Raw genomic sequence first — 13,295 nt, 5'->3', positions numbered from 1 at the left:
CCCCCCCCCCCCCCCCCCCCCCCCCCCCCCCCCCCCCCCCCCCCCCCCCCCCCCCCCCCCCCCCCCCCCCCCCCCCCCCCCCCCCCCCCCCCCCCCCCCCCCCCCCCCCGGCAGACCGTCACTGAAGGATCAGTTCCTGTCGTAACGCTGCGCGGCGATGCTGCCGATCAGGATCATGACGGGCCCGCCGCTGTGCCATGTGGGTGCTTCGGTGACGACCTGGTCCAGGGTGCCCCGTAGGAAGCGCTGGGCCGCGCTGCCGCCACGCTCGACGAGGGCGGCCGCCGTGCCACCCGGAAGCCCGGCGGCCACCAGCCCGTCCCGCAGCAGGTGCAGGGTGGTGACGCCCATGTAGATGGCAAGTGTCTGTCCGGTACGGGCCAGCGCCGCGAAGTCGAGGTCCAGGCGTCCTTCCCGCGTGTGGCCGGTGGCGAAGGTGACGGTGCGGGCATGGTCGCGGTGGGTCAGCGGCGTGCCGAGTGCGGCCGCGCAGGCGAGCGCCGCCGTCACGCCCGGGACGACCTCGCAAGGGATGCCGGCGGCGTGGCAGGCATCGGCCTCCTCACCGCCGCGGCCGAAGATGAAGGGATCGCCGCCCTTGAGGCGCACGACCCTCTTCCCGGCGCGGGCCAGGCTCACGAGGAGGTCGTTGATGCCTTCCTGCGGCACGCAATGATGTGCGCGCTTCTTGCCGACATAGATGCGCTCCGCATCGCGGCGGGCGAGGTCCAGCACCTCCTCGCTCACGAGCCGGTCGTGGACGATGACGTCCGCCTCGCCCAGCAGGCGGAGGGCGCGGAGCGTCAGCAGGTCCGCCGCGCCCGGCCCCGCGCCGACGAGGTGGACCACGCCTTGGGGTCGGGTATCCGCCGCGCGCAGCGCCGCGCCGAAGGCGGCCTCCGCCTCCGCCTCTCGCCCGGCGAGGGAGAGGTCGGCCACCGGCCCCGTGAGCACCGCGTCGAGGAAGCGGCGGCGCGCTGCCAGGTCGGGCAGGGCGCTCCGCACGGCGGCCTTGAACCGGTCCGCAAGGGCGGCAAGCCGGCCGAGGGTGGGCGGCAGCACGGCCTCGATCCGGGCGCGGAGCAGCCGTGCCAGCACGGGGGCGGCACCGCCCGTGGAGATGCCGATTGTGATCGGCGCCCGGTCCACGATGGCCGGCACGACGAAGGAGCAGAGGGCAGGCCGGTCCACGATGTTGACGGGAATGCCCTGCGCCATGCAGGCGGCCGAGAGCGCCTCGAGATCCCCGTTGGGGGCACCGGCCCCAATCGCGAGCGCACAGCCCGCTGGGAGCGATCCGGCGAAGCGCGGGGCACGCAACAGTGTCGCGCCGGCCCGCGCTAGCAGCGCCGCCTTCGTCTCCACAGCCTCGCCCTCCCCGAGGACGAGAACCGTGCGGCCCCGCAGGTCGAGGAAGGCTGGGAAGTGCTGCATGCGGCCGAATCCCGGTTCTCCCGCGCCGGTGTCCGGGAGACGAAAACTGCTGTCTGGCGGGTGAGAAGGAAAAGGATCGTCTCTTGCACAATGGTACAATTCAAAATCCACTGCCGCAACACGGATGAGGGCGTGGAATGAGCGTCAACGCGGCCGGACGGCCAGGATCTCGCGGATGCCGGAGGTGTCTGCCTTTCAAGCGGCTCGGCGGGCTCGCAACAATCCTTTGACGCAGTTGTCTTCCCTTTGACGCAACAGCCTTATTGATCGGCCGCACACTGGCGGGCGAGCATCGACCCACCCGCGACGAGGACCCATGATCATGAAGCACGACCTGACCCGCCGCGCCGCGATCGGCGCCTCGCTCGCTGCGCTCGCAGCCCGCCCGGGCGCGGCGCAGAGCCCGCCGACGCTGCTGAACGTCTCCTACGACCCGACGCGGGAGCTGTACCGCGCCTTCAACACCGCCTTCGCCGCACAATGGGCGAAGGAGAACGGCGGGCAGCGCGTGCGGGTGAACACCTCCCATGGCGGATCGGGCGCGCAGGCGCGCACCGTGATCGATGGGCAGCAGGCCGACGTGGTGACGCTGGCGCTGGCCTACGACGTGGACGCCATCGCCGAACGCGGGCTGATTGAGAAGGACTGGATCGGGCGGCTGCCGCACAACAGCGCGCCCTATACCAGCACCATCGTTTTCCTGACCCGGAAGGGGAACCCCAAAGGCCTGCGCGACTGGGGCGACCTGGTGAAAGAGGGGGTGAGCATCATCACTCCCAACCCGAAGACCTCTGGCGGGGCGCGCTGGAACTACCTGGCGGCCTGGGCCTGGGCGCGGCGCCAGCCCGGCGGGTCCGACGCCTCGGCGGAGGCGTATATGACCAGGCTGCTGCGCCAGGTGCCCGTGCTGGACACGGGCGCGCGGGGATCGACCACCAGCTTCGTCCAGCGCGGCCAGGGCGACGTGCTGCTGGCCTGGGAGAACGAGGCTTACCTCGCGCAGAAGGAGTTCGGCGAGGGGCAGTTCGACATCGTCGCGCCTTCCCTCTCCATCCTGGCGGAGCCCTCGGTGGCGGTGGTGGACCGCAACGTGGACCGGCGCGGGACGCGGGCGGTGGCAGAGGCCTATCTGAAGTACCTCTACAGCCCGGAAGGGCAGGAGATCGCGGCGAAGAACTTCTATCGCCCGCGCGAGGCATCGGCGCTCTCCGCCGCGCCGGTGCGCTTCCCCGAGCTGAACCTGGTGACCATCGACGGGGAGTTTGGTGGCTGGGCCAAGGCGCAGCGCGACCACTTCGCCGACGGCGGCACCTTCGACCGCATCTACAAGCCGAGCCGCTAAGGCTTGGCGCGCACCGCCGGGTGCCCGTTTCCGGGCGCCCGGCGGCCGCTGCCGGGAGATGGCGGGCGCGCGGTCAGCGCCAGCCCAGGGCCGGGGCGACGTGCTTCAGGATGCCCTCGATGACGTGGGCGCAGTACTCGACGCCGAGCTGGTTCGGGATCGTCAGCAGCAGGGTGTCCGCCTCGGCGATCGCCTCGTCGGCGCGGAGCTGCCGGACCAGTTCCTCGGGCTCGGCCGCATAGCCCCGGCCGAAGATGGCGCGGGTCTTCTCGTCGATGAAGCCGACTTGGTCCGCTTCCTTGCCGCTCCGGCCGAAATAGGCGCGGTCGCGGTCATCCAGCAGCGGGAAGATGCTGCGGCTGACGGAGACGCGCGGCATGCGGGCATGGCCGGCCTCCTTCCAGGCCTCATGGTAGGCGCGGATCTGACGGGCCTGCTGGATGTGGAAGGGCTCGCCGGTCTCGTCGTCCTTCAAGGTGGAGCTCTGCAGGTTCATGCCCTGCTGCGCCGCCCAGACCGCGGTGGCGTTGGAGCCGGAACCCCACCAGATCCTCTCCCGCAGGCCTTCCGAGTGGGGCTCCAGGCGCAGGAGGCCGGGCGGATTGGGGAACATCGGGCGTGGATTCGGCTGCGCGAAGCCCTTGCCACCCAGCACGTCGAGGAAGACCTGCGCGTGGCGGCGGCCCATGTCGGCCTCCGTCTCGCCCTCGGCCGGCGCGTAGCCGAAATGGCGCCAGCCATCGACCACCTGCTCCGGTGAGCCGCGGCTCAGGCCGAGCTGGAGGCGCCCGCCGCTGATGAGGTCAGCCGCGCCGGCATCCTCGGCCATGTAGAGCGGGTTCTCGTAGCGCATGTCGATCACGGCGGTGCCGAGCTCGATCCGGTTGGTCCGCGCGCCCATGGCGGCGAGGAGAGGGAAGGGGGCGGCGAGCTGGCGGGCGAAGTGGTGCACGCGGACATAAGCGCCGTCCGCACCCAGCTCCTCCGCCGCGATGGCGAGCTCGACCGATTGAAGCAGGGCATCGGCGGCGGAGCGGGTTCCGGAATGAGGGGAGGGGTTCCAGTGGCCGAAGGAGAGGAAACCGATTTTCTTCATGGTGGGCGTGGTCCAGTGGGGCGGGCGCGACCGGCCGGAATTGATGAGGTGGCCCCGGATATATGGATTTGCCCTGGCCTGCCCAATTACCGGGGCCGATGACGATCATTGGCCGGATGCCATGGCGCGATGCCGGTTCCCAGTTAGCCTCGTGTGATGCTCCTGCGCAGGACGCGCTGATCCCTGCCTAAAGGGCGGCTTTGCCCGGAAGCGTGGATCGGCTTCTCAGGGGGGTCTTGGGGCGCGACGCCTGACGGCAATCAGGCATCGCGCCTTGGCAGTGGGGGGAAAAGGCCGGGGCCGGCTAGCGCCGGGCTGCCTGTCGGCGCCGAGTGGCCAGGCCAGTTAGCAGCTTTTGCAACTCGGGACTGTCCGGCTCGATCTTGCGGATCGCTTCGATCTCCTGCTCCGCCTCGTCGAGTAATCCCTGCCGAAGCAGCGCGTCCGCCAGCATCAACCGCGGCCGGGTCAGCGCGGGTTCAAGGGAAACAGCCTTCCGAAACCAGGCAATCGCCTCGGCCGGATGCTCACCGCGCTGCAAGCTCTGCGCCATGCGGCACATCAGATCCATATCGGGCCGGTAATCCAGGCCTTCCTGCAGCACCGCCTCTGCGGCATCGAGATCGCCCAGGTTGCTATAGAGGCGAGCCAGCTGGCGGAAGGCGGACAGATCCGTGGACTTCGTGGCCTTCGTCGCCTCGATCGCGCGGCGGGTCCAGTCCACCGCGTCCTCTAGATCACCGCGATGCATCGCGATCTCGCCCTGCCGGACCATGGGAGCCGGCAGGGAAGGCGCCAGTCCGAACCACTTCACGGCTGCGGCCTCTGCCGCATCGAGGTCTCCCTGCCGGAGGTGCAGGGTGGAAACGAGGGAGTACGAGGCAGAGCCCGGATCGACTTGGAGGGCCTTCAGCGCGAGGGAAAGAGCTCTTGGCAGATCACCCTGGCGCATTGCGATGTCGCTCGCGCTGCGCAGCACGCCCGCGTCATGAGGAGCGACATTCATCGCCCCGGCGATGACGGCTGCGGCGTCGTCCAGCCTGTTGGCACGAAGGTGGGCTGTGCAGAGAAGCGGATAGCCGACCGGCGCTGTAGGATCGATCTCGATCACTGCTTCGGCCAGGGCCGCCGCGCGGGGCAGGTCGCCTTTCCGGATGGCGATGTCGGCCCCACGGCGCAGGGCAGCGACGTCCCGGGGCGCCAAATCAAGGGTGCGGGATACGGCCGCGGCCGCCCCGTCCAGGTCACCCGCCCGCATGTGCAAGCCTGAAAGGTGAAAGTGGCTGCTCGCAGAGGTCTCGTCGGCGGCTAGGACCTCTTGCGACAGGGCGAAGGCGCGGCCGAGATCGCCCGATTGCGCCACAACGTCGCTTAGCCGGCGCTTCATGGGCAGGCTCTCGGGCGCCAGTTCCAGCGCCCGAGAGGCCGCCGTCTCCGCCGCCGGAAGATCGCCCGCCTGCAGGTTCATCGTCGCAAGCAGGCTGTACGTCTCAGTATCATTCAAATCGGCAGCGACCGCCTCCTTGACGCGCGCGAAAGCCAGTTCGTGGTCCCCTGCGCGCATGGCGATCATGGCCAGCCAGCGGAGCACCGGCGCGCTGCCCGGCTCCAGCTCCAGCGCCTGCCCAGCCGCTGCCTGTGCCGCAGTGAGATCGCCTGCACGGAAGTGCAGGGAAATCAGGAAGAGGCGATGCAGCAGTCGGTCGGGCTCGACGGCGATCATCCGGGACGCAAGATCGAGGGCCCGGGCGTCGTCGCCGCGGCGTGCCACGACATCGCTCAAGCGACGCAGGGCAGCCGTGTCCTGAGGCGCAAGTTCCAGCGCCCGCTCTGCCGAGGCCTCAGCTGCCGCGAGATCAGCGAGGCGCTGGTACACACCGGCGATGTGCAAGTGGTTGAACGAGGAATGCGGGTCCACTTCAATCGCCTTCAGGGCGAGAGTGAGCGCCTGCTCGGTCTCGTTCCGGCTTAGCAGGATGGTGCTGAGGCGGCGCAGCCTGCCCGGATTGGTGGGCTCCAGTTCCAGCGCGCGGCTGGCCGAGACCTCGGCCTCCTTCAACCTTCCCAGGCGCTGATGCACGGAGGCGAGTAGATTATGCGCTTCGCCATTGTCAGGATCCGCGGCGATCAGGCCATCAAGCAGGCTTTGAGCTTCGGCCATGGCACCCTGCCGTAAGCAAACCTCGGCCAACCGCAAAAGGGGCAGCGGAGCCCCGACGTTCTCGCGCAGGGTAGCCCGAAGAATGCTGTCCGCGGCGTCGAAATTATTCTCGGCCATAAACTGGCTGGCCAAGCGGACAGAGGCTCGCATGTCCTTTGGATCAGCAATCCTGGTCGACATCTGGCTCATGGGGACTGTGCAATCTCCGGTCCTGTGCGGAGCCTTCCCCGCTGGTCGCGAGCAGTCCTACACGTATTCGACATCCAGCTGAATGCCTACCTGCTCCGGAAGAGCTTCGCGCTCCGCCGCTCCTCACGAATGCGCGTCGTTGCGAGGGCCGTGATAGCAGAAGAGTGTGGTGCGGAAAGGCTGGCCGTAATCGGGTTTGGGGAACAGCTTCACGTGCGGCCACGGCTTGGAGCGGATCGCGCAAAGCGTGTAGCCGGCCATGCGGAGCAGGTTCAGTGATCTCTCAAGCTGTTTGGGATCAGCACCTGCTTCATAGGCTACCTGCATGATGATGTAAGGCCGGTGCTTCGCAATGAGATTGAACGACCCTTGCAGCACGCTTCCCGCTTGAGTTCCGGCCCCGAGCCGGACGAGATCGATTCTCGCCATCTTCGTTTGGGTGACATAGTGATCCAGCGTCATCTCTTGGATATCAGATGCGCTAGGCACTCCGGCGGCCTGCCCTGGCACATCGATTCCGGGTGCTGTTAGCGCCCTCATCCGGTTAGAAATTAGAAGCGGCTCGACTGTGATCTGGCTGAGCCTCAAGTCGCTGATTCGCCGTTGCAGATAGGCCCGGTTGAGAGGCGCGGGCTCGAAGGCATATACTTGACCTTCAACTCCGACGCGCTGCCCGAGAAGAATGCTGTACGCTCCGCTGCCAGCGCCGACATCGAAGCAAACCTTTCCCTGATCGACCAGGCCCGCGATGATCGTGCTCTCCGCCGGATCAAGATCGGGCTCGGCCTCTCCGAGCAGGTCGTGCAGTTTGCTGGCAAGAGGTGATGCAGGCTCCTGGCGATCGAGTGCGCTCAGTACTGCGCGAAGTTTTCCGCTTTCCTGAAGGGAGCGAAAAAGCCGCATCTTCTCGGGCAGGCTTTCGATATTTTTGTGGTTTTCATCGCCTGCCTGCGCGTCGTAAGCCGTCCAGCCCGTCTTTTCCTGCAGAATATTTTTGAAGCGCTTGCAATCTGGATTGAGAAAGCTCGACAAAGCGGCGGCCGTTTCCACGCTGTAGTCCACCTCTCGCGCCAAAAGAGGAGCGATCATGAAGCAGGGCGGCGCCTCAGAATCCGGCTGGACGTAACCGAGATAGCGCTCGGCATTTTCGGTGATGACATAGTCCGGTTGTGCTTGGGCCACGATCTCCTTGTGGAGAAACCTGCTCCGGCAAAAAAACACTTCACGGAAATAGACACTAAGAAAATCGAGGCTGTCTCTGAGAAATGAATCGCCGAAGATGATGAGGCGCCCGCGGCTGCGGGCATGCCTGCTGAGGACCAGGACAACCGCTCCGTCATTTCCCGCTTGTAGGTTGTTCGTGAGTGTGAGGCTTTCCCACGCCCTGTTCACCACGGGAATGTGCTCGACTTCCTGTACCGTCATCTTCGACGCGAGGTCGCCAACTTCCTCCACAGTTTCAGGGCGGATTGAGGCCAGCATTTCATCCAGCCCCAAGCCGACCTGCTCAGCCGGCAATCCGACTTGTTTAGCCATGAGCGCGCAAACCTGCGCCGTCCCAAAACTGGTCCAATGAGTGTCATTGCGCTTGTAAACGCGCTTCGGCAGAAAACTTCTTAAATGATCGGCGGGGTACAGGAAATCAACTTGGGTTCTTTCGCCGAAAAAATTCGCAAGGCAGAACTTTATTCGATCTCCGAAGCTGTGACGGTAAACATTGTGCTTGTCCGGGGAGACGACATGGAGATAACGGATCCCGAAAGCCGTGCAGAAGTCTCTCCTCGCCTCTATGTTTCTCTTGAAAACATCCAAATAGCGCTCCTGGGGTGCCACCTCCCCGAACGCGATTTCAAGTATGTTGTTGGTGGCTAAGAACAGTTCGCCGTCAGGGCCGACATGAACCTCCTTATTGGCGCGCCCCTCCGGATAAATAGTCATCTTGGCCTCCAAAAGAGAACTTAAGAGAAATGTGAAAGGCGCGGCTTTCGGGGTGAAGGGTCGCCCCCAACACTGCACGGACGTGTTGTGGGATCGAACCCTTCGCAACTCGACTTCATCAGCGACAGAGCAGTCAGCGGTCGATGTTTATCAAACAGGCAGAGGCAAGGTTTCTAACTCGGTATAGGCGCGCTCTCCCGCCGGCCCGGCTGCCCTGGCCATGTGGCGGAGCACATGCTCCAGCACGGGACCTAACCCCACAGCTGCGATACAGGTACAGGTCGCGAACCGCTCGTCGAATTGGCAGGGGGCGCAATCTTTCTTGAGCTCGATGACGGAGCTGGTCGGTGCCAGCGGGCCATTCTTCACGACAGAAGTCGGGCCGAAGATCGTCGTCAGTGGTACGCCCAGCCCGTCCGCGATGTGCATCAGCCCGCTATCGTTGCCGATGAAGTAGGAGCAGGCAGCGATGTTGCGGACAGACTCCATAAGGGGCGTCCCTGTCAGGTCGATCGTGCCTTCCACATACTCAGAGCCCACGCCGAAGGACGCGACCTTATAGCCCTGCACCTGCAAGGCTTTCACGAGATCCTTGTAGTAGGGCCAGCGCTTGTTGAGCCAGCTTCCCTCCTCCCACTCTCCACCCTTGCCGCCGGAATGGATGCCGATAAGGCCGTTCGGGATGGTGGCCCGGTGGGCATCGGCGACGAAGTACTTCGCGGCATCCGCCTTCTCAAAGGGAACGCCGAGCAGCTTCTCCGCGCAGAAGAGATTGAACTCCGCCTCGTGCATGTCCTTCGTCATCTGGAAGACAAAGTGACGCCGTGCGGCGATGACCGTGTTGGCATTGAAGGATGGGATAATGTCGCCGAAGGAATGGGTGACATAGACGAGGTCGTATTCCCGCCGCACCACGTTGCGGTCCAGCGGGAAGACCATATTGACCCAGGGCGCGCCGGCAACGAGCACGCTGCAGCCCTTGAAGTCCTCCTTCACCACCACGTCCACGGGCCGGCCGTAATGCTCAGCCAGACGCCGGATCAGGGGAGAGGTCTGGACGATGTTGCCCAGTCCGGCGCCCACGGCCACCAGGATCCGCTTCGCACTGAAGTCCACAATGCGCCGGATGCGCTCGGGTTGGCCTGCGAAGGCGTAGCGCTCCGAGTTCTCGAGCGCGAGCCGCACCCGTTGGCCATAGTAGGCAGGGTCGGTGAAAAGGCGATCCAGCTCCGCCGCCCATGCCTCCGCATCCTCCGGGAGGGCAGTGCCAGCCTCCGCCAGCAAGTAGGGAACGTTCCCGCGATCCGAGCCGACCACAGGCAGGCCCAGCCGGTGCGCCTCGATCACAACGCGCGAGAAGGTCTCGATGAAGGCATAGCTCGGTACCAGCACCACCTTGGCGCGAGCATAGGCCTCCCTCATGTCGGACACCTTGCCGGTGACAGTGATGTTCGTCACGCCCGCGCGCGAGGCTGCCTCCTCGGCCTGGGCCACCGGGCTCTGGCTGGCGAGCACCAGGAACGGGATGTGAGGGACGCGCTTCGCCACTTCGAGGATCAGGTCGAAGCCTTTCTCCGGCCGCGCATTCACGAGCAGCGCGTACTCCCCCCCCGTGACCGGCGGTACCTCCGCATCGGCCGTGAGCGAGTAGACCAGCGGTGTGTTGACGCCGAAATGCTTGCGCTTCATCTCCGCCGTGTAATGGGAGTTAGAGTAGACGACCGTGGCCTGCTGCAGGATGGCGTTGAACTCGCGCTTGGGCACGGCGGTCTGGTCGATGTTGAGGTAGCCGCCGATCTCCTCGAACATGTCGCGCCAGTAATGGGTGCCATAGACGGTGCCGACATGCAGATACTTTAGTGGCGTCAGGACCTCGTAGCCGAGGCCGCTGAGGACCTGCACCAGGCGCGGGCGCTTGCGCAGCGTATAGGCGAAGATATCGCCCGGCAGCGGGCGGAGCTGAGCGAAGCGCTGGCCGTTCTCCTCCCCTTCCACCACGCCCGGTGTGTCGTTGCGCATGCCAATGATGGTCGGCTCGAAGCCCTCCCCGCGGTAGATGCCGGCCATGCCGCGCAGGAACTGCTCGCCGCCGCCATAAAGCTCGAACCCATGGCGGGAGATGAGGAAAACGCCTTCGCGATGCCCGTCCTGCAGGCCCTTCGGTGCGGGCAGGCGATGCAACGCGCCATCCGGGGCAAGAGTGACGGTGCGGAGCACCTCCTCGTGCTCCTCCACCAGCGCGCGCACGGGGCGGCGCTCGATTTCAGCCATATCACCGAAGAGGTTCAGCAGCTCGCGCCGCAGGAGGGTAAGGACCGGCAGGCCAGCGGCATCGGTGAAGACCGCTCGTCCATAGATGCGCTCCACCGAGCGCAGCGCCCCCTCCAGCGCGGGGTCCGCCAGGCGGGCGGCGACGGCCGGGGCGGAAGCGGCGGGGGCGACCAGCATCCAATCCGCGTCCGAAGCCTCCGCCAGGGCGGGTTCCAGCAGATCCCGCCCGGTGGGCAGAAGGCGTAGGCCCGGTGCAGCCGCCGTGTCATCGCCGAGTGGGGACACCCAGGCCTCGTGCGGAGCGGGAATGGTGGCGAGGGTGGCTGCGAGCCCTGGCAGATCGCCGGGTTCGGCGTGGAAGGCTGCGGCGATACGGACCACCGGCTGCTCATCCGCCATGTCGCGGACGAGCGAGACGATCTGCGCTGCCTTGGGGTTCTTCGGCTCCACCGCCAGGGCGGCTTCTGCATCCGCCCGAGCTGCCGCGAAGTGGTTCAGGGCGAGATGCAGTCGTGCGCGATCGATGCGGTAGCTGACACGCTGAGGGTCCAGCGCGATGGCGTGGTCCATCGATCCCACGGCCGCGGCGACATTGTTCTCCCGAAGGGAGATCTGGGCGAGACGGTAGTGAGCCTGATGCAGCTCTGGCTTGCCAGCGAGCGCGGCCTGGAAGGCTTCGCGGGCGCGGTCAGGCTGAGCCGTATCAAGGCAGACACGGCCGAACTCGAACAGCGTTTCGGGATTGTCGGGATGCCGTAGGATAAGAGCATCGGCGACTTCCTTCGCCAACCCGAATTGTCGTGCGCTCAGCGCCTGCCGGATCACCTCCAGGGCGGCCTTGTGATTGTCTGGCTGCGCGGCAAGGACCTGCCTGAACAGGTCCAACGCGGCAAGGCGATCGCCTTTCCGCGCACTCAGCCGGCCGAGTTCCATGTTGAGGTCTGGATCGCTGCCGCAGACCTCCACCCCCTTTCGCAGGCAAGTCTCGGCGGCCTCAGGGTTACCAGCAGCTGCCTGCGCCCGTGCTAGTTCTAGATAGCTGCGGACCTTCTTCGGATCGAGCAACAGCATGCGCTCGGAGAATGGCAGGGACTCAGCGTAGCGACCACTTCGGAAAAACGCCAATCCCGTTTCCCGTATGCAATCCGTGCGAAGCGGGTCCAGCTTCAGCGCATTCTGGTAGGCAGCAATGGCTTCATCATACCGGCGCAGGTGGGAATAAGCATTGCCAAGGTGGTGATAGGTCGTGGCGTTCGCTGGGCCTGCCCTCAGCGCCTCTTGCAAGAGCGGAAGCGCCGCCTCGCTTTCCCCGGCGCGCACCAGGGCGGCACCTAGCTTCTGGGCGTCCCCCGCGTGCCGGGTCTGCTCGTAAGCGAGGCGGAGATAAAGGGCCGCATCCTTGTGCTCGCGCCGTTCGGTGCAGGCGGCGCCAAGCAGGCGTAGGCTTTCCAGCCGTGCCTGTTCCGCCATCTTCAAAGCTGCCAAGCTTTCACGCTTCGCAGCGTCGAATTGCCTTCCTGTCATGCGGAGGCGGGCGACGCCGAGGGCTTGCTCCAGCGGCCCTAGGCTGGATCTCCTGACCAGGCCGACGATGGCTTCCGCTTCTTCCTGCTTCCCGGCCTTTGCGGCCGCTTCCGCCGATTTGAGCAGACTACGCGGGTCGGCGCTAACATCGACCTTCTTGCCTGGAGCAGTTGGTGGAGTTGGAGCGGCTGGGACAGGAGCGGAAGCGCGGTCCGCGAGGCCGAGGAAGTCTAGCAGTTTGTGGTTATGGGCAACACTGTCAAAATGCTCGAGCATGAACTGCTGCCCGCTACGAGCTACCTTCTCCCGCCGCTCTGGATGCTTCAGCCAGTATTGAAGCTTGTCCTCAAACTCCTCCAGCGTCTCCCAAGTGTCGAGATGCACACCAGGCTTGAAAACTTCTTCAAGCCCCGCAACCCGGTCCACCAACATAAAGCCGCCTGAAGCAACTGAATGGATAACCCGCTCGTTGAAGTATTGGTAGGCTTCGGGCCTGTTGTGACTGTTGATGTTGATGGCAGAGGATTTATAGATCCTCGGCATCTCCTCCCAGGGCCTGCGGCCCTTGGCGCATTCAATTAATTCCGGTGCTCCGAACACGGGGCTGCCCCAGGTGGAGCGGGTGCCTTCCCAAGGGCCGTACAAATGTAGCTTGCCATGTGTGTGCGCGATGCGGGCCACATCAACCCGCTCCACCAGCACCTTCGGATACAGCTGGCGAGCATACACGTTGGTGGCAGCGAAGGAGAAGTCGCACATATGCTCCTTCGCCGGCTCGGCTCCGCCATGCAGTTCACGGTCCGCGGGCGGATAGAGGCATATGGCACGAATACCCTTCTGCTCGTACCAGGCGATCGAGCCGACGCAACAGGTGATGGCGTACTCGTACTCATCTGCCCAGGGTGTACCGGTGGCATCAATTTGCTGTGGATCATCGAAGCTATGGAACACCGTTCGCATTTCCGGCCTTAGTTTTCGCAGCATGGCAATAAGGCCGGGTGGGCAGTCAAACTTACACATCACCCATAGAAGGACATCAGGCTTCCAGTCCTGCACAACGTCTGCGAATGTCGCTTCTATATTCTCGATCGGCTCGTATTTCGTTCCGGCACGACGTGTGGGGATATGGCGGGTCTCGCAGCCCAACGCCTCGAATCCGCGATTGATGGCCCAGACCGCATCGGAGAGGCGCCGCCCGCCGCACAGCAGGATCTTCAAATTCTGCATTCTAATATCCCCGGCCTACGGAATGGGTCTGCGCAGAGCTGTCGTCAGGAAACGACAACCACGCGGGTGGGCATCGGACCTTGATGCTGCCCAATGTGTTTGCACGCGTGATG

General features: G+C 65.3%; 6 protein-coding genes. 1 reads left to right on the top strand and 5 read right to left on the bottom strand.

The window, feature by feature from the left end; translation table 11 throughout:
• Positions 1-129: 129 nt before the first annotated feature.
• The gene (gene cysG / locus NRP21_RS26270) at positions 130-1,434 is read right to left on the bottom strand and encodes a siroheme synthase CysG (RefSeq protein ID WP_257719207.1); all 1,305 of its coding nucleotides are present in this window, start codon (positions 1,432-1,434) and stop codon (positions 130-132) included.
• Between the two features lie 316 nt (positions 1,435-1,750).
• Between cysG and NRP21_RS26265 the strand changes: the two genes are divergently transcribed.
• A complete protein-coding gene (locus NRP21_RS26265; RefSeq protein WP_456300252.1) occupies positions 1,751-2,776 on the top strand; it encodes a sulfate ABC transporter substrate-binding protein in 1,026 nt (341 codons plus the stop codon).
• 73 nt (positions 2,777-2,849) lie between these two features.
• On the opposite strand, the gene NRP21_RS26260 is transcribed toward NRP21_RS26265, so the two are convergent.
• The 4 genes from NRP21_RS26260 to NRP21_RS26245 form a co-directional block, all read right to left on the bottom strand.
• Positions 2,850-3,872, bottom strand: a complete 1,023-nt coding sequence (locus NRP21_RS26260; RefSeq protein ID WP_257719205.1) for an LLM class flavin-dependent oxidoreductase — start codon at positions 3,870-3,872, stop codon at positions 2,850-2,852.
• A 304-nt stretch (positions 3,873-4,176) separates the two neighbouring features.
• Positions 4,177-6,222, bottom strand: coding sequence for a tetratricopeptide repeat protein (locus tag NRP21_RS26255; RefSeq protein WP_257719204.1), 2,046 nt, complete (start codon positions 6,220-6,222; stop codon positions 4,177-4,179).
• A gap of 123 nt (positions 6,223-6,345) precedes the next feature.
• Positions 6,346-8,160: an FkbM family methyltransferase gene (locus NRP21_RS26250; protein ID WP_257719203.1), complete on the bottom strand. Its 1,815-nt coding sequence runs from the start codon at positions 8,158-8,160 to the stop codon at positions 6,346-6,348.
• Between the two features lie 150 nt (positions 8,161-8,310).
• Positions 8,311-13,182: a glycosyltransferase family protein gene (locus NRP21_RS26245; RefSeq protein ID WP_257719202.1), complete on the bottom strand. Its 4,872-nt coding sequence runs from the start codon at positions 13,180-13,182 to the stop codon at positions 8,311-8,313.
• Positions 13,183-13,295: the final 113 nt, after the last annotated feature.

This window comes from Roseomonas populi (assembly GCF_024594815.1).
In the GTDB taxonomy this organism is placed as follows: Bacteria; Pseudomonadota; Alphaproteobacteria; order Acetobacterales; family Acetobacteraceae; genus Roseomonas; species Roseomonas populi.
The sequence above is the reverse complement of the archived record's forward strand: the minus strand, read 5'-3'. Positions and strand labels throughout refer to the sequence as shown.